Raw genomic sequence first — 20,910 nt, forward strand, 5'->3', positions numbered from 1 at the left:
TCGATTCACCCGAGGAGGTGTGCCGTGACCGACCTGCCGCGCAAGGCCGTCGTGCGATCGGCCAAGCTCGCCTCCGTCCCCCTCGGCTTCGCCGGCCGCACGGCCCTCGGTCTCGGCAAGCGCCTCGGCGGACGGCCCGCCGAGATCGTCGCGGCCGAGCTGCAGGCGCGTACGGCCCAGCAGCTCTTCCAGGTGCTCGGTGAGCTCAAGGGCGGCGCGATGAAGTTCGGGCAGGCGCTGTCGATCTTCGAGGCCGCGCTGCCCGAGGACCTCGCGGTCCACTACCGGGCCACCCTGACCAAGCTGCAGGACAGCGCGCCGCCGATGCCCACGACGTCGGTGCACGGTGTCATGCGCGCCGCGTTCGGCACCCGCTGGCGCAGCCGCTTCGAGTCCTTCGACGACCACCCCGTCGCCTCGGCCTCGATCGGGCAGGTGCACCGCGCCGTCTGGAAGGACGGGCGCGACGTCGCCGTCAAGATCCAGTACCCCGGCGCCGGGGCCGCCCTCATGAGCGACATCCGGCAGATCAGCCGGGTGGCCAAGGTGGCCGCCGGCTGGGTGCCCGGCATCGAGCTCGGCCCCATCCTCGACGAGCTGCGTGACCGCATGGCCGAGGAGCTCGACTACCGCCTCGAGGCCGAGTCGCAGGCGGCCTTCGCCGCGGCCTTCGACGGCGACCCCGACTTCCACGTGCCCCACGTCGTCGACGGTCGCGAGCACGTCATCGTCTCGGAGTGGCTCGACGGCCTGCCGCTGTCGCGCATCATCGCCGATGGCACTCAGGAGCAGCGCGACACTGCCTCGCAGCTCTACCTGCGCTTCCTGCTCGCCGGGCCGGCGCGCGCGGGCCTGCTCCACGCCGACCCGCACCCGGGCAACTTCCGCATCACGCCGGACGGCCGGCTCGGCATCATCGACTTCGGCGCCGTCAACCGGCTGCCCGACGGCATGCCGCCCGAGATCGGACCGCTGCTGACCACCGGGCTCGAGGGCAGCGCCGAGGACGTGCTCGACGGGTTGCGCGAGATCGGCTTCGTCAGGAGCAACATCGACCTCGACCCGCAGCGGCTGCTCGACTACCTCGAGCCGTTCATGGCGCCGTTCCGCACCGACACGTTCACGTTCAGCCGTGAATGGCTGCGGGGGGTGTTCGCGCACATCAACGACCCGCGCCAGCCCAACTATGCCGTGGCCTACAAGCTCAACCTGCCGCCGGACTACCTGCTCATCCACCGGGTCTGGGGCGGGAGCATCGGCGTGCTCAGCCAGCTCGGCGGCACGGTGCACGGTCGCTCGCTGGTCGACGAGCTGCTTCCGGGAGCCGACCTGCCGCCCGTGGGCGAGGCGGGCTGACCGCTCGTCACCACCAGTCGGGGTCGAGCTTGCTCTCGATCGAGCGGAGGTTGTCGCGGCTGCAGCGCTCGCACGTCCATGTGGTGCGCCGGCCGTCGGTGCCGCGGCTCCAGGTGAGACGAGCCGCGGCCTGCTCGTCGGTGGGTGGGGTCGTGCCGCAGCCGGAGCAGACGAGCACCGGGACGATCTCTGAGGTGTCCATGGGGGTCCTCCCTTCCCTCCCTGTCAGTATCCGCCGGGGCGGGCGGCTCTCGTGGCGCCACGCGGGAATCCGGCGTGACCTTCAGGGGCAGCGACCCGACGCCTCGGGCGCGCGAGAAAGGCCCCGGGCATGAGGAACCGCGGGTGACGTGCGCGTCACCCGCGGCTCGCTCACTCGATTCAGTTGTCCTGCAACGCGCCCGACGGCGCGGTCGTTCACTTCTCGTTGTGGCGTCGCTTGGCGCGGATCTCCAGAGCGATCAGCCGGGCGCTGCGACGGATGCCGCTGCGCTCCAGACGCCGACTGTGCTCGTTGATCCGCTCGCGAGCCAGCATTTCGAGCTGGTTCATGACGATCTCCTGGTCTGTGAAAAAGGTTGGTGTTCAAGGTTTTCGACAACTGCGTCATGCGTCTTCACGCAAGCTCACGCAGCCACGGGGTGCTTGCGCGGACGGCCGCGGGGCCTCTTGCGAGCCACGACGGCGCCCTGGACGAGCAGCTGCCCGCCCCAGACGCCCCACGGCTCCTGGCGCTCGAGGGCGCCGGCGAGGCACTGCATCCGTGCGGGGCAGAGCCCGCAGAGGGTCTTGGCGAACTCGACGTCCTCCGGTCGCTCGGCGAACCAGAGCTCCGCGTCGTAGTCGCGGCACGGAATCGTCTCGCCGACCTGCTCGGCCTCGGTCCTCATGTCGATCAGTTCGCTCAGCTGCATCGTTCTCACCTCCGTCTCCGGGGCCCCCTCGGCCGGGCGCCCCTGCTCACTCGTCTCTGTCCTGCTCTCGGTACGGACCCGAAGGTCGGCACCGACGGTGCGCGACTCGGTCCTGCTGCTCGGCATCCGAGGAGTCATCTCTTGTGTCCCTGATCTGTCCGGCGCCCGGTGGGGCGCTCTGCTGCGGTGTCGGTTACTGCGGGGTGGGGCGGCAATCGTTCCGGGGGCCACGGGAGCTTCCGGGGAAACACGAAGGCCGCGGACCCGGTGATGTCGGGTTCGCGGCCTGGAGGTGAGGCTTCAAGGTCTGTGTCAGACCGGGGGCCTCCCAGAGCGGGAGCGAACGACATCGGTGGTCTTGTAGGCGGGGGCGGACGTGCGGCCGAGGACCGAGACGTCTCCCGTGATCGGGGCGCGGAAATCGGCAACGCGGCCGCCCATGACGGCGGCGACGGACACAGTGGTCCCCTGGCCCTCGAACGTGGAGTCCGCAAGACGGATCTGGCCGGCTGCGCGCGGACGCACGGAAAGGACGCAGGTTGCTGCGTTCATCGTCATCGTGGTGATGTCCATCTGGCCGACCCTCCTATCTGCTTCTCGCGGTCCCCAGCCGGCTACCTGAGCCGTTGGGCTTGACGTCCTAAAGGGTACGCGTGCGCGTTGCGGGCGAACAACTGATTTAACGAAGTTTTCGAGACTATTTTTCGCGGGACACCGTCATCCAGCGGATTCCTTTGCGGCAGAACGGCTTTCGAGCAACTCTTGCGGATCTGCCCCGCCCAGGATCGCCAGCACGTCGCTGCCGTACTGCTCCAGCTTGCGCGCCCCCACTCCGCTGATGGTCGAGAGGCCCGCCTCGTCGGAGGGTGCCTCCTCGGCGATCACCGTGAGGGTCGCGTCCGTGAAGACGACGTATGCCGGCACGCTGGCCTCGCGAGCCACCGCGAGCCGCCACGTGCGCAGGCGCTCGAACGTCGCCTCGTCGTAGGTGGGCGGGCAGTCGTCGCAACGGCCCACCTTCCGCTGCGCGGCCGAGACGAGCTCGGTGCCACAGCCACGGCAGTGCGCGATGCGCGCCACCTTGGGCGCGGACCGCTTGGAGGCGCCGGACCGGGCCTCGCTGCGCGCGCCCTGCCCGAGGATGCCTGCGGCCGGCGCGAGGAACCGCGAGACGCGACGGGTGGCGCGCGCACCCGGCGTGCGGGCTCCCGACCACGAGAGGAAGAGCTGCTTGCGCGCACGGGTGAGACCGACGTAGAGCAGGCGCCGCTCCTCCTCGATGGCATCCGGCCCCTCGGCCATCGAGATCGGCATCAGACCGTCGGACGCGCCCACGAGGAAGACGGTGTCCCACTCGAGACCCTTCGCCGCGTGGAGGCTGGCCAGGGTGACCCCTTGCACGGCCGGCGCGTGCTGCTCGGCAGCGCGCCTGTCGAGCTCGGCGACGAGCTCGGGCAGCCGCGCGTCGGGAGCGGCCGCAGCCATGTCGTCGGCGAGGGTGGCGAGCGCGCTCAGCGACTCCCAGCGCTCGCGGGTGGCGCCACCGCCCGACGGCGGCTCGTGCGACCAGCCCGCGCCGGTGATGACGTCGCGGGTGATCTCGCCGAGGGACTTCTCGCCGTCGTCGCTGCGGGCTGCGCCGCGCAGCAGCAGGATGGCGTCGCGCACCTCCTTGCGGGCGAAGAACCGCTCGCCGCCACGCACGAGGTAGGGCACGCCCGCGTCGGTGAGCGCCGACTCGAACGCCTCGGACTGCGCGTTGGTGCGGAAGAGCACGGCGATCTCTGCGGCCGGGTGACCGGACGCCACCAGGGACCGGATGCGCTCTGCCACCCCGGCCGCCTCGGCAGGGTCGTCGGGGTAGGAGGTCAGCTGCGGCTCGGGCCCGGGCTCACCCTGGGCGAGCAGCCGCACCGCACCTTCACGCGCCGCCTGCGTGCCGGACGCGACGATGGTGTTGGCCAGACCCACGATCTGCGGGGTGGAGCGGTAGTTGCGCACCAGGCGCACGACGTGCGCCTTGGGGAAGCGCTTGGAGAACCCGACGAGGTGCTTGGGGCTGGCGCCCGTGAAGGAGTAGATCGTCTGGGCCGGGTCACCGACGACGCACAGGTCGCTCCTCTCGCCGAGCCACTGGTCGAGCAGTCGCTGCTGGAGGTCGTTGACGTCCTGGTACTCGTCGACGACGAACTGGCGGTACTGGCCGCGCACCGTGCGTGCGATGTCCTCGCGCTCGTCGAGGATGCCGACGGTGAGCAGCAGCACGTCCTCGAAGTCGATGACGCCACGGCGCTGCTTGACGTCCTCGTAGGCCTCGAAGAGTCGCGCCATGGCCGTGAGGTCGAGGCCGGGTGGCTCACGCCGCTGCTCGCGGGCACGGGCGGCGTAGGACTGGGGGGTCAGCAGGTTGACCTTCGCCCACTCGACCTCGGCGGCGAGGTCGCGGATGGTCGTGCGGTCGAACTGCATGCGAAGCCGGCTGGCCGCCTCGGCGACGGCCGGCGCCTTGTGGCTCATCACCTCGGGCGCCGCGCCCCCGATGGCCTGCGGCCAGAAGAAGTGCAGCTGGCGCAGGGCGGCCGCGTGGAACGTGCGCGCCTGCACGCCCTGGACGCCGAGCCCGCGCAGGCGGGTGCGCATCTCGCCGGCGGCGCGCGCGGTGAAGGTCAGCGCGAGCACTCGCTGCGGCTGCTGCGCGCCCGAGTGGACGGCATACGCGATGCGGTGCGTGATGGCGCGGGTCTTGCCCGTGCCCGCACCGGCGAGGATGCAGAGCGGCCCGGGTGGGGCGAGGGCGACCTCGCGCTGCTCGGGGTCGAGCCCCTCGAGGATCTGGTCGGCGGAGGCGGAGGTCAGGAGCGATCACCCTTCGCGATGGCGAGCACCCTGGCGGCATGGTCGGGCACGTAGTTCTGGGAGTCCTGGGGCGGCCGCTCGTAGCCGCGCGGCGCGGGTCGCTTCGGGACCGCCGGGACGTCGGGGGTCATCGCGACGTGCGGGATGGAGCCGAGAAGGTGGTGCATGACGTTGATGCGCGAGCGCCGCTTGTCCTCGGACTCGACGACGTGCCACGGCGCCCACTCGGTGCTCGTGGCCGCCATCATGTGGTCCTTCGCCTCGGAGTAGTCCTCCCAGCGCGTGATGGACTCGAGGTCCATCGGCGAGAGCTTCCACTGGCGCATCGGGTCCTTCGCGCGCGAGCGGAAGCGCCGCTCCTGCTCGACGTCGGACACGCTGAACCAGTACTTGCGCAGGATGATGCCGTCGTCGACGAGCATCCGCTCGAACACGGGCGCCTGCTCGAGGAACCGGGCGTACTCCTCGTCGCTGCAGAAGCCCATGACGCGCTCGACCCCGGCCCGGTTGTACCAGGACCGGTCGAACAGGACGATCTCGCCGGCGGCGGGCAGGTGGGCGATGTAGCGCTGGAAGTACCACTGCGTCTTCTCGCGGTCGGTGGGCGCCGGCAGGGCCGCGATGCGAGCGACGCGGGGACTGAGGTACTCGGTGATGCGCTTGATCGCCGAGCCCTTGCCGGCCGCGTCGCGGCCCTCGAAGACGACGACGACACGCTGGCCGGTCGACCGGACCCACTCCTGGAACTCGACGAGCCCGGCCTGCAGGCGACGGACCTCGGCCTCGTAGACGTTCAGGTCCATCTTGCGGGGTCGCTTTGCACCTTGCCGGGCCATGGGGTCATCCTTGCATCGAGGGACGACGTCCGCGGGACCCGTCCCCAACCCGCTCGGGGCCCGGAGCCCCGGCGCCCCACCAGCACGACGCACGCACGACGATTGGGAACCGATGCCCGAGCTCACCCCGGTCACGCCCGACGAGGGCACGATCACGATGTTCACCACGACGTGGTGCGGCTACTGCACGCGGCTCAAGGGCCAGCTGTCGCGCGAGGGCGTCCCGTTCACCGAGATCGACCTCGAGGCCAACCCCCAGCACGTCGACTTCGTCGAGCGCGTCAACGCGGGCAACCGCACCGTGCCGACGGTCGTGTTCCCCGACGGCACGGCCGCGACGAACCCCTCGCTGGCCGAGGTCAAGCAGCGCCTCGCCGGCTAGTACGGCACGTCACCAGCTCGGGGCGCGGCCCGCGACGACGGACTCCACCGTCGCGCCGAGCCAGCGCTCGATGATGCGCTTCGCGATCGAGATGCCGCTCGGCGTGCGGATGGCATCGCTGCGCAGCAGGTCGCGGTACTCCTCGCGGGTGACCCAGCGTGCCTCGGCCATCTCGACGGGGTCGATCGTCAGCTCGGTCTCACGCGTCGTCGCCGCGAAGCCGATCATGACCGACGACGGGAACGGCCAGGGCTGGTTGCCGAGGTAGCGGGCCGAGTCGATCGCGATGCCGACCTCCTCCGAGACCTCCCGGGCGACGGCCATCTCGAACGACTCCCCCGGCTCGACGAAGCCCGCCAGCACGGAGAAGCGCCCCTCCGGCCAGTGCGCCCCCCGGCCCAGCAGCAGGCGGTCGTCGGCGTCGACCACGGACATGATGACCGCGGGGTCGGTGCGCGGGTAGTGCTCGGTGCCGTCGCGCTCGCACCGTCGCACCCAGCCCGCCTCGACCGGTTCGGTCGGCGCTCCGCACCGGGGGCAGAAGCGATGGGTGGCGTGCCAGTGCGCGAGCGCCAGCGCGGTGGTGAAGACCCCCGCGTCACGCCCTCCGAGGGCCTCCCCCGCCTGGCGCAGCGTGAGCCATTCGCGCGTCTGCGGGTCGCCGGCCTCGTCTGACACGTGGCCCGCCGGTTCCTCCGGTGCCACCACGCCGACGTATGCCGTGCCGTCGGCGTCGCGCCCGAGGTGGAGTGCGAGGCGGGTGCGGTCCTCGGGCTCGGGCGCCCGGAGGACGAGACCCAGTGAGCCGTCGCCGGCGGTGCCGTCGGGAGCCACGACGCGCATGCGGTCGCCCCGTACCTCGGCCACACGCGTGCCGGGGTCGGCGAGCAGCTCGGCGATGACACCGGGTCGCCGGCGTTCGTCGGCCGCCCGGTCCAGGGAGCTGCGGGAGAGTGCCAGGTCGGCCAGGGTCTCGTCGGTCAGGGCCACACGGCCCACCCTAGGACGGCCGGCGTCCCACGCGGCGGCGACCCGGCCCGGGCGCCGCCTCCCACGCTCAGGGGGCGCTTCGACTTACCGTGGACGCGTGACCCGTAGCCCGCTCTTCCTCGCCGCCCTGGCGAGCTCAGCCGTCCCGGGCCTCGACCCGGTGTCGGTGGAGGGCGTGCCGTCACGGGCCGGCGACCTCTTCGAGATCGCGTACGTGCAGGACTCCCAGGACCGCCGATGGGTCGTCAAGTGTCCTGCCACCCCCGCGGCCGGGGCCATGCTCGACGACATCGCACCGCTCTCGGGCCTGCTGGGGCGTCGTCTCGACGTCGCGATGCCCATGGTGCGCGGCTTCGCCCAGGTGCCTGAGGGCCGCGCCGCGGTCTACCTGCGGGTGCCGGGCCGGCCGCTGGATTTCGCGGGACTGCGACCGGGGAGCCTGGCCGCGGAGGTCGGCCGCACGCTGGCGCACATCCACAACGTCGAGCACCTGCTCTTCGAGGAGGCCGGGAGGCCGACCTACGACGCCGAGACCCACCGCCGACGCCGGCTGTCCGAGCTCGACCGCGCCGCGGCCACGGGGCACGTGCCGACGGCGCTGCTGACGCGCTGGGAGCACGCCCTCGAGGACGTCTCGCTGTGGCGGTTCGCGCCGAGCGCGGTGCACGGCACGCTCTCCGGCGAGAACGTGCTCGCGTCCTTCGAGGACGAGGACGACTCGTCCACGGGGCGGGTGCGCGGCGTGCTCGCCTGGGAGGAGAGCCGCATCGGCGATCCTGCCGACGACTTCGCCGAGCTCGCGAGGGTGGCACCGCCCGAGGCCCTCGACGCCGTGCTCGAGGCCTACTCGCAGTCGCGGGTCGAACGGCCCGACGTCCACCTCGTGCGCCGCGCCCGGCTCGCAGCCGAGATGGCGCCCCTGCGCACCCTGCTCCACGCGCTCGCCTCCGGCCGCCTCGACGTCGTCGAGCGCACGGCCGACGAGCTGCGCGCGCTCGATGCCCGGGTCGAGGCCGACGACCGCCGCCACGCGCGGGAGGACGCCGAGCGCAGCGAGCGCACGCGGGCTTCCCGTGAGCGCGCCGAGGCCGTGCTCGACCCGGACGACCCGGAGCGGCCCGAGCCCGCGTGGGACGCGACCCAGCCGCACACGCCGTTCCCGATGCTCGGCGAGACCCAGGCGATCTCGACGACCGACCTGCTCGACCGTCCCGACCGTCCCGACCGTCCCGAGCTCAAAGCCTCCGGCGGCGCCGCCGCCTCGGATGGCCCGACTGCCTGGGCCGGCTCGGACCGCCTGGATCGCTCGGACCGCTCGGCTGGTGCGGAGCCCCCCGAGCCGGCCTGGGACGCCACCCAGCCGCACACCCCCTTCCCGACGCCCGGCGAGACCCAGGCGATCGCGACGGCCGACCTGCTCGACGACGAGACCGACATCGCCGTCGAGGAGTCGCAGCCCGTGCCCCTCGTCGCAGCGCACGCGGGCGCCTCGCCGTTCGAGATCGACGAGGTCGAGGCGCTGCCCGACGGGGTGAGTGACCTGCACGAGGGCGCATCGGACTTCGTGCCCGTGAACCACCCGGGGCACCCGGGCGACGTCCGCCGCGCCTGAGCCTCCCCCGTCACGGCTCTGGTCTCCCGCCGTGTCCTGCGCCGGGCCCCCCGTGTCCCCGCTGTGTCCCCGCTGCCGCCCGGACGTCTACGCGGGAAGGGTGCGCAGCAGGTCGACGAGGTCGGACTCGCTCGGGATCTCCGGTCGCACGGTGATTCCCTCGGCCGCGTAGTAGAAGGCCGCGTCGACGTCACCCGGGTCGACGCCGCGCAGCCTGGCGAACGCGACGGCGTACGCGGCGAGCTGGATCGCGCGCACGCGGGCGTCGCGGCCCGTGGGACGTGCACCGGTCTTCCAGTCGACGACCGTCCAGCCGCCGTCGTCGCGGGCGAAGACGGCGTCGATGCGACCACGCACGGCGATGCCGTCGATGAGGGTCTCGATCGACAGCTCGATCTCGTCGGGCACGCGGTCGGCCCACTCGCTGGCGAGGAAGTGCTCCTTCATGACATCGAGGTGGGTGTCGTCGGACGCGCCTTCGTCGGCGCTGCCCGGGAGGTCGAGCAGGTCGACCATGGCGGCCCTCGAGTAGTGCTCCTCGATCCAGGCGTGGAAGGCCGTGCCCTGGCGCGCGGCCACGGCTGGGGCGCTCGGCATCGGGCGACGCAGGTTCATCGCGAAGGCCTCGACGTCGCGGGCCAACGACACGACGGCCGACGCCGACAGGTGGCGGGGCACGTCGACGACGGGCTCACCGCGCGAACGGCGCGCGGACTGCTCGGCCAGCAGCAGCCGCAGGTCGTCGAGGCGAGGGTCTCCGACGGGTGGTGCATCGCCCGACCGCACCGCCTCGGCGAGCCGGTCGACGACACCGTCGAGGGCCGCACGGCGGTGGGCCATCGGGTCGTGCGGCCACATCGCCGAGACGGGGTCGACGAGGTAGGGGTTCGTCGGCGCGACGGCACGCCCCTTGGAGTCCTCGACAGGGTCTGGCGCCGGGTGCCACACCTGCTGCGTGACGGCGTCGCCCAGAGCGTCGCGGATCTCCAGGAGGAAGCGGCTGGGCACCGAGAGGGTCTTCTTCGTCGCTCCCCAGACGTGGGTGGTGAGCAGCACGTCGTTGCGGGCGCGCGTCACGGCGACGTAGGCGAGGCGGCGCTCCTCCGCGACGGCGTGGCGCCCGCCCGCGAGCGCGAACTCCTCGATGGCGGCGCCGAGCTGCTTGCGGTCGGGGACGCTGCGCCAGTCGAGGTGCGGGAGCCCGTCGCGGTCGCCGCGCAGGTCGTAGGGCAGCGAGTCGAGCCCGACGAGCCAGCCCTTGTCCTTGGGGGTGCCCGAGCAGGCGTACTCGGGGGGGTCGGAGTCGGCGACGAGCGACACCGAGGTCGACGCGTGGTCGGGGAACGCCCCCTCGACGAGGGCGGGGATCGCGACGACGTCCCACTCGAGGCCCTTCGAGGCGTGGACGGTGAGCACCTGGACGGCGTCGGCGTCGGACTCGACGTGCCCGGCGTCGAGCCCGCGCTCCTGCTCACGGGCGGCCTCCAGCCACGCGAGGAAGCCGCTCAGCGTCGGGCGGTCGGCGCTCGTCGCGTAGCGAGCCGCGACGTCGGCGAAGGCGTCGAGGTGCACCCGTGCCGTCGAGGCGGTGTGCTCATGCCTGGCCAGCACCTCGATGTCGAGGCCGAGGGCGACCTCGGCCTCGGCGACGAGGTCGACGAGCGGCAGCGCCGTCAGACGACGCAGCCGGCGCACGACGTCGGCCAGGGCGTGCAGGCGGCGCAACGCCTCCGGCCCGATGCGGGCGCCGTCACGGGCGACCCAGCCGGGCCGTGGGAGCTCGTCGAGCGCCTCGACGAGCGTGGCCGTGTCGGCGCTGTCGGTGGCGAGGTCGCTCCCCCGCCGGTCGTCGTCGGACCGCTCGTTGTCAGCCGGCGGCTCTTCGGACGCGCCGCTGCTCGCGTCGGCGTGACCGACAGCCGTTGAGTCAGCAGGCGCTCCGTCGTCAGGCTGCTCCCCGGCAGCGCTGGGGGCCACGGGCCGGCCGTGCAGGTCGCGGGCCCACGCCCAGAGGCCGGCGAGGTCGGCGGCCCCAAGACGCACGAGGGGTCCGGTGAGCAGGCGCATGAGCTGGTCGCCGCGAGTCGGGTCCTGCACCACCCATAGCGCCGCGACGAGGTCGCTCACCTCGGGCGTCACGAGCAGTCCCCCGAGGCCCACCACCTCGACGGGCAGGTCGGCGGCCCGTAACGCGTCGATGACGAGCGGGAAGGACGAGCGGCGCCGGCACAGCACCGCTGCGGACCGTCCCGTGCGCCGCCCGCTCGGCGAACGCCAGCGCTCGGCCACCCAGGCCGCCACGTGCGCGGCCTCCACCTCGGCCGACTCGAGCCGGTCGATCGTGACGGTGCCCGGGCCCGCGCCCGGTCGCGCGGCCAGCGGCTGCACGTGCGCCGTCGCCAAGGGCGCGGCCGTGACGTTGGCGGCCGCGAGGATGAGCTCGTCGTTGCGCCAGCTCGTCGACAGCGGCAGCACGTCGGCCGGCCCGTGCGTACCGGCGAACTCGGCGGGGAACCGCAGCAGCGTGGTCGCGCTCGCGCCGCGCCATCCGTAGATCGACTGGTTGGGATCACCGACGGCCGTCAGCGCGACGGCGGGATCGTGGAAGAGGCTGCGGAGCAGCGTCAGCTGGGCCTCGGAGGTGTCCTGGAACTCGTCGAGCAGTACCGCCGTGAAACGCTCGCGCTCGATCTGGCCCACCTGCGGCATGGTCGAGGCGAGCCGGGCAGCGAGGGCGATCTGGTCGGCGAAGTCGAGCGACTCGCGCGAGCGCTTGAGCTCGAGGAACGCCTCGACGACCGGCAGCACGAGCCGGCGCTCGCGCAGCACGGTGAGCACCTCCTTGGCAGGTGTCAGGCTGCCCTTGCCGTCGCCGTCGGGCAGCGCGTCGAGACGGGCGAGCACCTCGTCCAGGTGCGCCGTCACCTCGGACGGCGTGCGGACGTGCTCGGCCATCTCGCCCGCGAGCGACATGACGGCGTCGATGATGTTGGCCTCGGACCGGGTCATGCCGTCCATGGGGCCGTCCCACCGTGACACGGACTCGGCCGCGAGCTGCCAGGCACCGGCCTCCGTGAGCACACGGAACTCCGGCTCGATGCCGACGCGGAGAGCGTGCTCGCGCACGAGGCGGCCGGCGTACGAGTGGTACGTGGAGACGGTCGGGGTGCCGCCGAGCACCTCGGCGCCCGTGCCGTCGTCGGCGGGCGGGGTCCACAGGCCGGCGCGCTCGAGACCGCGCAGTCGCTTGCCGATGCGGGCGGAGAGCTCGGCCGCGGCCTTGCGCGTGAAGGTGAGGCCGAGCACCTGGTCCGGGGTGACGAGGTCGTTGGCGACGAGCCACACGACGCGGGCGGCCATCGTCTCGGTCTTGCCGGAGCCGGCGCCGGCGACGACGAGGAGCGGCCCGGGCCCCGCCTCGATGACGGCCGTCTGCTCCGGTGTCGGCGGCGGTAGCTCGAGGGCGACCGCGATGTCGCGCGCGGAGTGGCGCACGGCAGTGGCGGGACGGTCGAGGGTCTCGGTCACAGCGCCTCACCTTCGGGCTGGACGGGACAGGACGAGCGCACCGGGCAGGTGCGGCACGTGCCCTGCGAGGCCGTGAACGTCGCGGCGCCCATCCCGTCGGCCGTGGCCTCGATGAGGGCGCGTGCCCAGGTGGGGTCGGTCACGCCGGCCAGCGCCTCCTGGGTCAGCACCGCGGGCTTGAGGCCGGAGAGCCCTCCCTTGCCGATGAAGACGAGTGCCGCCCCGGCGCTGTGGTCGCCGAGCTCGGTGAAGCCACCCTCCTCGACCGCCACCTGGTAGGCGCCGAGCTGGCCGTGCTCGGCGAGGTCGGCCCGGGTCGGCTTGCTCGTGCCGGTCTTGAGGTCGACGATGCGCAGGCCACCGTCGCGGTCACGCTCGATGCGGTCGACGCGGCCGGCCACCACGGCGCGACCCACCTGGACGCGGAACGGGGTCTCGACACCGACCCGCTCGCGCTCTCGCTCGGCCTCGTCGCGGTAGGCGACGAAACGGGCCACCATGTCGTGGGCCTCGCCGCGGGTGCGGTCGGTGACCCAGCCCGGTGGCAGGCCGAGCCGGCCCCACCGGGCGTCGACCTCGGCGTCGAGCTGCTCACGCGACGCGTCGGGCTGCTCGGCGACGATGTCGTGGACGAACGTGCCGACCGACGCCGCCCCGAGCTGCACCCCTTCGCCCCCCACGGCCGTGAGGAACCACCGCAGGCCGCACTCGTTGAAGTACGTCACCTTGGACGGGGAGACGGGCACCGGCTCGTCGGCGGAGCGCACCGGTCCGTCGCTCGTGACGTCGCGCAGTGCCCACCACGACGACGGGTCGGCGCCCCGCACCCCCTCGCGCGCGGCCACGGCGAGCAGGGCCATGGCACGCTCGGCCACCGCGGTGTCGGGGCTCGTGACCTCGCGCCGCAGCTCTCCGACGAGACCTGGCAGCGTCATCGTGCGGGCGACCTCGGTGTGCGGTCGCACCTCGTCGGAGAGGCGGGCGCTGGCGGGTGGGTCAACCAGGTCGAGGTAGACCGACGGCTGCTCGTCCTCGTTGCCCACCGCGGTGACGAGCAGCCGCTCGGTGGCCCGGGTGACGGCGACGAGGAAGAGGCGGGTCTCGTCGTAGCGCACCGCCGCCTGCGCGGCACGGAAGCCCACCGGGCGCTGGGCGACGACGTCGACGAGGTCTTCGGAACCGAGCACCGAACCGCGCAGGCGCAGGTCGGGCCACACGCCCTCCTGGACACCGGCGACGACGACGATGCGCCACTGGCGCCCGGCGGCGGTCTGCGGCGTGACGAGCGAGACGCGGCCGCCGGACTGCCCACCGACGAGCAGGGTGTCGCCGGGGACGTCCTGGCCCTGGATGTGCTCGAGGAAGGTGTCGGGTCCGGCCGTCGGCAGCCGGTCGACGAAGGCGCCCGCGGCGTCGAACAGGGCGAGCACGGCGTCGAGGTCGCGGTCGGCGCGTTCGCCCGTGGACCCGCCCGCGAGGGCTGCCCGCCGCCAGCCCTCGGCGACGCCGGCACCCTGCCAGATGGCCCACAGGACCGACTCGGCGTCGACTCCGCTGGCCCAGCGACCGTCGTCGCGCAGGCGGGCCGCGGCCGCTCCGGCGGCGAGGGCCGCCGCCACGCGGGCTGCGGGCCGGGCGACACCACCCATCAGTGCCGCCCGCGGGGCGTCGAGCAGCAGCTGCGCGAGCAGCTCGTCGCTGGAACGACCCCCACCCGACGCCAGCTCGTCGTGGCGCAGGTGGCGACGCAGCCGGCGCAGACCCACCGTGTCGGCGCCGCCGATCGGTGAGAGCACGAGGTCGGCCGCGCGCACCGGGTCGATGACGTGCTGCTCTCCGCGGTGCTCCCCCCGCGCGACCTCGAGGCTCTCGGCGAGCAGGTGCAGCAGGGGCCGCACGGCGCTCTCGTCGCGGACCGGGGTCTCGGCACTGCCCGCCTCCACCGGCACACCGGCCTGCCCCAGCAGACGGCGCATCGTGTCGGCGCGGGCCGAGCCGCGCACGACGACGGCCATCTCGGTCCATGGCACGCCCTCCACGAGGTGCGCCCGGCGCAGCAGCGCCGCGACGTGGGCCGTCTCCTGGGCCGCCGACCGCAGGAGGGCGACCTCGACGGTGGACCGCGGCGCGTCCGCCGCGGCCCTGCGGCGCTGCTCGCCGCCGCCGAGAGCCCCGATGCGCCGCGAGACGCGGTCGGCGACCGCGGCGAGGGCGGGACCCAGTCGGTGGCTGCGGTCGAGCACGACGGTCGCCGTGCCGCGGTGACCGCTCGCCCCGGCCCGACCGGCAGGTGTCTCGGGCTCGATGAAGTCGAGCAGCGTCGGCTCGTCACCGAGGGCGTACGGGTTGCGGGGGACCTCGCCGAGCTCGCTCCACCCGCTTGCGAGGAACCGGGGGTCAGCCCCACGGAAGGTCTGCACGGCGACATCAGGGTCCCCCAGCAGGACGATGCGGGGCCCGCCGCGCGCCACGACGCGCAGCAGGCGCGCGGCTGCCGAGGTGAGCTCCTGCGCCTCGTCGACCACGACGAGGCCGATGCGCTCGTGGAGGCGGTCGAGGGCCGAGGGGTCGTCGACGAGCAGCTCGGCGGCAGCGGTGAGCACCCACGCCGGGTCGTAGGACCCGTGCCGGCTGAACGAGGTGACCTGGTCGTACTCGCGGAGCACCTGCGCGGCCGCCACCCACTCGGGCCGGGCGTGCTGCAGGCCGAGCCGCGCGAGGTCGTCGGGGCCGAGGCCGTGCTCGACGGTGCGCATCAGCAGGTCGCGCAGCTCGTTGCGGAAGCCGCGGGTGCGCAGCGCGTCGCCGAGTCCGGCGGGCCAGCTGGGCCCCGGCACTTCTCCGGACGCGTGCCCGGCGAGCAGGTCGCGGAGGATGACGTCCTGCTCGGGCCCGTTGAGCAGCCGCGGCGGCGGCTGGCCGTGCAGCGCCGCCTCGGCCCGGAGGATGCCGAACCCGAAGGCCTGCCAGGTGCGTGCGAGCGACTCGGTGGAGGTGCCGTCGAGGCGGGCCGTGACCTGCTGCCGCAGACCCGCTGCCGCGCTGCGGCTCGACGTGAGCATGAGGCAGGCGTCCGCCCGCAGGCCGTGCCGGCGCACCGCGTCGACGACGAGCTCGACCGCGAGCGTGGACTTGCCCGAACCCGGGCCGCCGAGGACCCGCAGCACCTGAGCCTCCGAGTCGAGAGCCTCCTGCTGCCGCTCGTCGAGCCGCACCGCCGCCGACTCGACGGCGGGAGCTCGACGGAGGATGACCACCCGCAGATTCCACCACGGGGCACCGACAGGGTCACGACGCCCCGCCCGCCCGAGGCCGCGGCGTCCGCCACGCACCAGCGCACGGCATACGCCATCGGGTCGGCGTGCCGGCGATCGCGAAGGGCCCGGGTCGGCACGATGCCGACCCGGGCCCTCACCCCGCGGTCACGGGCGCGTCACGAGCGAGTCACGACGTCACTTCAGGTCGAACCGGTCGGCCTCCATGACCTTCGTCCAGGCGGCGACGAAGTCGTGGACGAACTTCTCGCGGGCGTCGTCGCTCGCGTACACCTCGGCCAGGGCCCGCAGCTGCGAGTTCGAGCCGAAGATGAGGTCGACGGCCGTCGCGGTCCACTTGCGCTCACCCGTGGCGACGTCGGTGATGTCGTAGACGTTCTCCTCCGACACCGACGTCTTCCACTGCGTGCCGGAGGCGAGCAGGTTGGTGAAGAAGTCGTTCGTCAGCACGCCGGGGCGGTCGGTGAGCACACCGTGGGCGGTGCCGCCGACGTTGTTGCCGAGCGCCCGGAGGCCGCCGACGAGAACCGTCATCTCCGGAGCCGTGAGGCCGAGCATGTACGCGCGGTCGACGAGCAGCACCTCCGGCTGCAGCTTCACGCCGGGACGCAGGTAGTTGCGGAACCCGTCGGCGCGGGGCTCGAGCACGGCGAACGACTCGGTGTCGGTCTGCTCCTGCGTCGCGTCGGTGCGGCCTGCGTGGAACGGCACGGTCACCTCGACCCCGGCGTCCCTGGCCGCCTTCTCGACGGCCGCGGAGCCAGCGAGCACGATGAGGTCGGCGAGCGAGACCTGCGCGCCGCCCGCCTCGTTGAACTCCTTCTGGATGCCCTCGAGCTTCTCGAGGACCTCGGCCAGCTGCTCGGGCTGGTTGACGGCCCAGCCGCGCTGCGGCTCCAGACGGATCCGCGCGCCGTTGGCGCCACCGCGCTTGTCGGTGGAGCGGAAGGTCGCGGCCGACGCCCACGCGGTGGAGACGAGCTGCGAGACGGACAGTCCGGAGCCCAGGACCTTCTCCTTGAGGGCTGCCACGTCGGCGTCGCCGACCGGCTCGCCCTCGGGGGACGGGACCGGGTCCTGCCAGAGCTGCGGCTCCGGGACCCAGGGCCCGAGGTAGCGCGAGACCGGGCCCATGTCGCGGTGGAGCAGCTTGTACCAGGCCTTGGCGAACGCCAGCGCGAACTCGTCGGGGTTCTCGAGGAACCGGCGCGAGATCTTCTCGTACTCGGGGTCGAAGCGAAGGGCGAGGTCGCTCGTCAGCATCGTCGGCTTGCGCTTCGGTGAGTCGGGCGTCGGGCCGGGGATGACCGCCTCGGCGTCCTTGGCGACCCACTGGTGGGCGCCGGCGGGGCTCTCCTCGAGCTCCCACTCGTACTTGAACAGGAACTCGAAGTAGTCGTTGCTCCACTGCACCGGGGTGCGGGTCCACGTCACCTCGAGGCCGGACGTGATGGCGTCGGCACCCTTGCCGGAGGCGTACTCGCTCTTCCAGCCGAGTCCCTGCTGCTCGAGGGGGGCGCCCTCGGGCTCCGGGCCGACGAGGTCGGGGTCGCCCGCGCCGTGGGTCTTTCCGAAGGTGTGGCCACCGGCGATGAGGGCGACGGTCTCCTCGTCGTTCATCGCCATGCGGGCGAAGGTGTCGCGGATGTCGCGGGCGGAGGCGACCGGGTCGGGGTTGCCGTTGGGACCCTCGGGGTTGACGTAGATGAGGCCCATCTGGACCGCACCGAGCATCTCGTCGAGCTGCCGCTCACCGGAGTAGCGCTCGTCGCCGAGCCAGCTGTCCTCGGGACCCCAGAAGATCTCCTCGGGCTCCCAGACGTCCTCGCGGCCGAAGCCGAAGCCGAAGGTCTGGAAACCCATGTCCTCGAGGGCGACGTTGCCGGCGAGCACCAGCAGGTCGGCCCACGAGATCTTCTGGCCGTACTTCTGCTTGACCGGCCAGAGCAGGCGGCGGGCCTTGTCGAGGTTGCCGTTGTCGGGCCAGCTGTTGAGCGGAGCGAAGCGCTGGCCGCCGTCGCCGGCGCCACCCCGCCCGTCGTAGATGCGGTAGGTGCCGGCGGCGTGCCAGCTGAGTCGGATCATGAGGCCGCCGTAGTGCCCGAAGTCGGCCGGCCACCAGTCCTGCGAGTCGTGCAGCACGTCGACGACGTCCTGCTTGAGCGCGTCGAGGTCGAGCTTGGCGAACTCGGTGGCATAGTCGAAGTCCGACCCGAGCGGGTTGCTCTTGGACGAATGGGTGCGCAGCACCGACAGGTCGAGGGAGTTGGGCCACCAGTCCTTGATGCCGTGCGGCCGGCCGCCGGTCTTGGGCGTCGGGGAGTCGAGGGCGGGGTTCTCGCTCTCGCTGCCCTGGGCCGTGGCGGAGTCGTGCATGACCGGGCAGCCGCCTCCAGCCTTGCGGTCCACCCCCTGCGGGCTCTCGGGCGTGACGTCGTTGGGGCTGTCGGTCATGAGTGGGTCCTTCCGGGCATCGTTGTCACTTCAGGCAATACGGGTGGTCAGGCAGTCGGGGCAGGTGCCCCAGTAGGTCACCTCGGCTTGGTCGATGACGAAGCCGTGGTCGTCGGAGGCCGTGAGGCAGGGGGCCGGGCCGATGGCGCAGTCGACGTCGGCGATGGTGCCGCACGAGCGGCACACGAGGTGGTGGTGGTTGTCGCCGACCCGGACCTCGTAGCGCGCGACCGAGCCGGCCGGCTGGATGCGCCGCAGCAGCCCGGCGTCGGTGAGGGCGCGGAGCACGTCGTAGACCGCTTGGTGCGAGATGTCGCCGGCGGCCTCGCGGACCCGGCGGATCACGGAGTCGGTGTCGGCGTGCGGGTGCTCCTCCAGCACCTCGAGGACCGCGACACGCTGCCGCGTGACGCGCAGCCCCGACTCGCGCAGCAGCGCTTCGACGTCAGTGAGGGGCATGTCCGGAGTCTTTCGGGTTTACTTGAACAAATCAAGTCTTGTGGCCCAACTCGCTGCGACATCCGCGGGGTGTCCCGGTGCTCCCTCTCGTACGATGCGCAGGGGGCGGACGGGCGGCCGCACCGCCAGGACGCGAGACCACTTCGCACACGCGGGGGCAGCGTATGTCACCAGGCACCGGCAGCCGGGAGTCGCCGTGGGGCCGCCTCGCCGACTGGGCGTGGCCGGGCCACCCGGCGACGTGGCGCGACGTCCCTGCCCGGCTGCGCCCCACCCTCGGCACCGTCCTGCGCCTCACCGCGGCCGCCGTGGCCGCCTACGTGCTCTCGCAGCTGATCACCCCCGGCAACCCCGACCTGACCGGGCCCCTCACGGCCCTGCTCGTCGTGCAGGCCTCGGCGTTCTCGACGATCAAGATGAGTGCCGTCCGGGTCGGCGCGGTGCTCTCCGGCATCCTCGTCGCCACCCTGCTCTCGACGTGGATCGGCCTGACGTGGTGGAGCCTCGGCGCCGCGATCGCGGCATCCCTGCTGCTGGCCAAGGTGCTGCGCCTCGGCGAGCAGGCGCTCGAGACGCCGATCAGCGCCATGCTCATCCTCGGGGTGAGCAACCACGACGTCGCGTCAGAGACGAGGATCGTCAACACCCTGGTCGGTGCCGCCGTCGGGGTGGCCTTCAACGTCGTCTACCCACCCGCCATGCCGATCGGGCAGGCGAGGCAGGCGCTGCTGCGGGTGGTCGAGGCCGCCGCCTCCGCACTCGACCACGCCGCAGAGCAGCTCGAGCAGGGCCCGGTGACCCGTGACGAGGTCGCGGCGTGGGTCGACCGGGTCCGCTCGGCGAACCGCGAGGTCGCCCGCGCCACCGGGACGATCGGCCACCTCAAGGAGAGTCGACGCTTCAACCCGCGGGCCCTCGGCACCGTGGACGTCGAGCCGGTCCTCGCCTCGGCCCTCGACACCTTCGAGCAGTGTCTCCTCGCCATCCGCGCCCTCTTCACCGTGCTGCTGGCAGAGCTGCCACCCGCGGGTGCCCCGGAGGACCCCTACGGCGCCGAGCTGCGCTCGGCGTTCGCCGTGGTCCTGCACGACAGCGCCGACTGCCTTCGCGCCTTCGGTGGCTTCGTCATCGCCGAGTCCGAGGGCCGCGACCAGGACACGGACACGGCGCTCGCCGAGAGCCTCGACATCCTCCGTGAGACCCAGGCGATCCTCACCGAGCTCATCCTCGTGCGGGCCAGGGAGGACACCTCGTGGCTGCTGCGCGGCTCCATCCTGGCCGCCGTCGAGCAGGTGCTGTCGCGGCTCGACCTCGAGGACCGGGCCCGCGTACACCAGCAGTGGAAGGAGGACCAGCAGCGTCGGCCGCTGGCGCAGCTCCCGCGGATCGTCGACGTCGCACTCCCCCATCCGGACCGTCCCTACCCCCGCGGGCTGCGGCCGGTGCGCGGTCGCCGCAACCCGCGCTGACACGCCACCATCGCCGACTAGCGCTCGGCCGCGACGACCTCGACCTCGAACCCCTCGCCGCTCTCGAGGTAGGCGGCGTAGTGCTGGGGACCACCGGCGTACGGGTGCGTGTCGGCGAACATCAGGGTCCAGCCTCCGTCGCCGCACTCCTCGACCAAGGCGTCGACCTCGGCGCGCGAACCACCATGGAAGGCAAGGTGGTTCAGGCCGGCACGCGTGCGCTCGTGGCGACCCGCCACGACGTCGGGGCCGGCCTCGAGCACGACGTAGAGCGAGCCGAGCTCCCACGCCTGGCCGTGGCCCCAGTCGTCGCCGAGGTGGTAGCCGAGGCGGCCCAGCAGCCACCCCCACTCGCGCCCGGCGGCGGCGATGTCGTCGACCCAGATCTCGACGTGGTGGAGGCCGCCGCGGGTGCCCGACGAGCCCGGGCCACCGGGCGCTCCGCCGAAGTCCCACCGGGCCCGGTCCATGTCGGCACGCCCACCGTCGACGAGACCACGCACCATCGGGGTGCCCTCGGCTCGCCAGTGCTCGACCGCCTCGTCCTCGAGCCCCTGTGGCGGACGGCCGTCGGAGCGGATGACGCGCCACCACGACACGTCGGAGCCGTAGCGGCTCATGACCGTGCCGACGGTCCGGGGGCCCATGCCGCCGAGGCGTTTCGCGATGTCGCCGTAGGCGAGCACCCGCCCCTCCGGGATCGTCGCGACGAGGTCGAGCACCCGCTCGGCGTGGTCCTCCAGCGGCACGGGCGTCCTCTCGCGGTCGGTGGTTCAGGC

General features: G+C 73.0%; 16 protein-coding genes. 4 read left to right on the forward strand and 12 right to left on the reverse strand.

Going from position 1 to position 20,910, the window contains the following annotated elements:
* Positions 1-24 precede the first annotated feature (24 nt).
* Positions 25-1,356, forward strand: a complete 1,332-nt coding sequence (locus tag ACXR8F_RS01405) for an ABC1 kinase family protein (RefSeq protein WP_045193293.1) — start codon at positions 25-27, stop codon at positions 1,354-1,356.
* A 7-nt stretch (positions 1,357-1,363) separates the two neighbouring features.
* Here ACXR8F_RS01405 and ACXR8F_RS01410 read toward each other — a convergent pair whose 3' ends face one another.
* The 6 genes from ACXR8F_RS01410 to ppk2 form a co-directional block, all read right to left on the reverse strand.
* A complete protein-coding gene (locus tag ACXR8F_RS01410; protein WP_458798456.1) occupies positions 1,364-1,558 on the reverse strand; it encodes a hypothetical protein in 195 nt (64 codons plus the stop codon).
* 215 nt (positions 1,559-1,773) lie between these two features.
* The gene (locus ACXR8F_RS01415; protein ID WP_458798457.1) at positions 1,774-1,908 is read right to left on the reverse strand and encodes a hypothetical protein; all 135 of its coding nucleotides are present in this window, start codon (positions 1,906-1,908) and stop codon (positions 1,774-1,776) included.
* Positions 1,909-1,982: 74 nt separating this feature from the next.
* Positions 1,983-2,270, reverse strand: coding sequence for a WhiB family transcriptional regulator (locus ACXR8F_RS01420; protein ID WP_458798458.1), 288 nt, complete (start codon positions 2,268-2,270; stop codon positions 1,983-1,985).
* Between the two features lie 312 nt (positions 2,271-2,582).
* Entirely contained in the window at positions 2,583-2,843 is a 261-nt protein-coding gene (locus ACXR8F_RS01425) for a hypothetical protein (RefSeq protein ID WP_458798459.1), read from the reverse strand.
* A 144-nt stretch (positions 2,844-2,987) separates the two neighbouring features.
* Positions 2,988-5,102 carry an ATP-dependent DNA helicase UvrD2 gene (locus ACXR8F_RS01430; protein ID WP_458798825.1) on the reverse strand — a complete coding sequence of 705 codons (2,115 nt, stop codon included), beginning with the start codon at positions 5,100-5,102 and terminating at the stop codon, positions 2,988-2,990.
* Positions 5,103-5,122: 20 nt separating this feature from the next.
* Positions 5,123-5,962 (reverse strand): polyphosphate kinase 2, encoded by an 840-nt coding sequence (gene ppk2, locus ACXR8F_RS01435; protein ID WP_458798460.1) that lies wholly within the window; start codon positions 5,960-5,962, stop codon positions 5,123-5,125.
* A gap of 112 nt (positions 5,963-6,074) precedes the next feature.
* On the opposite strand from ppk2, the gene ACXR8F_RS01440 reads away from it, so the two are divergent.
* Positions 6,075-6,344 (forward strand): mycoredoxin, encoded by a 270-nt coding sequence (locus ACXR8F_RS01440; RefSeq protein ID WP_045193243.1) that lies wholly within the window; start codon positions 6,075-6,077, stop codon positions 6,342-6,344.
* 9 nt (positions 6,345-6,353) lie between these two features.
* Here ACXR8F_RS01440 and nudC read toward each other — a convergent pair whose 3' ends face one another.
* A complete protein-coding gene (gene nudC / locus ACXR8F_RS01445) occupies positions 6,354-7,334 on the reverse strand; it encodes an NAD(+) diphosphatase (RefSeq protein ID WP_458798461.1) in 981 nt (326 codons plus the stop codon).
* A 97-nt stretch (positions 7,335-7,431) separates the two neighbouring features.
* Here nudC and ACXR8F_RS01450 point away from each other — a divergent pair, with 97 nt between their 5' ends.
* On the forward strand, positions 7,432-8,946 hold the full coding sequence (locus ACXR8F_RS01450; protein ID WP_458798462.1) for a phosphotransferase: 1,515 nt from the start codon (positions 7,432-7,434) through the stop codon (positions 8,944-8,946).
* A gap of 87 nt (positions 8,947-9,033) precedes the next feature.
* Here ACXR8F_RS01450 and ACXR8F_RS01455 read toward each other — a convergent pair whose 3' ends face one another.
* From ACXR8F_RS01455 to ACXR8F_RS01470, 4 genes are all read right to left on the reverse strand, one after another.
* Complete coding sequence (locus tag ACXR8F_RS01455) at positions 9,034-12,474, reverse strand: ATP-dependent helicase (RefSeq protein ID WP_458798463.1); 3,441 nt, start codon at positions 12,472-12,474, stop codon at positions 9,034-9,036.
* Complete coding sequence (locus tag ACXR8F_RS01460; RefSeq protein ID WP_458798464.1) at positions 12,471-15,731, reverse strand: ATP-dependent helicase; 3,261 nt, start codon at positions 15,729-15,731, stop codon at positions 12,471-12,473. The genes ACXR8F_RS01455 and ACXR8F_RS01460 overlap by 4 nt, the downstream gene beginning before the upstream one ends.
* A gap of 195 nt (positions 15,732-15,926) precedes the next feature.
* Positions 15,927-18,203, reverse strand: coding sequence for a catalase/peroxidase HPI (katG, locus tag ACXR8F_RS01465; protein ID WP_458798465.1), 2,277 nt, complete (start codon positions 18,201-18,203; stop codon positions 15,927-15,929).
* Between the two features lie 30 nt (positions 18,204-18,233).
* A complete protein-coding gene (locus ACXR8F_RS01470) occupies positions 18,234-18,662 on the reverse strand; it encodes a Fur family transcriptional regulator (protein WP_458798466.1) in 429 nt (142 codons plus the stop codon).
* Between the two features lie 164 nt (positions 18,663-18,826).
* Here ACXR8F_RS01470 and ACXR8F_RS01475 point away from each other — a divergent pair, with 164 nt between their 5' ends.
* Positions 18,827-20,131, forward strand: a complete 1,305-nt coding sequence (locus tag ACXR8F_RS01475) for an FUSC family protein (RefSeq protein ID WP_458798467.1) — start codon at positions 18,827-18,829, stop codon at positions 20,129-20,131.
* A gap of 17 nt (positions 20,132-20,148) precedes the next feature.
* Here ACXR8F_RS01475 and ACXR8F_RS01480 read toward each other — a convergent pair whose 3' ends face one another.
* A complete protein-coding gene (locus tag ACXR8F_RS01480; protein ID WP_458798468.1) occupies positions 20,149-20,880 on the reverse strand; it encodes an MGMT family protein in 732 nt (243 codons plus the stop codon).
* Positions 20,881-20,910: the final 30 nt, after the last annotated feature.

This window comes from Terrabacter sp. AAH1, assembly GCF_054456855.1.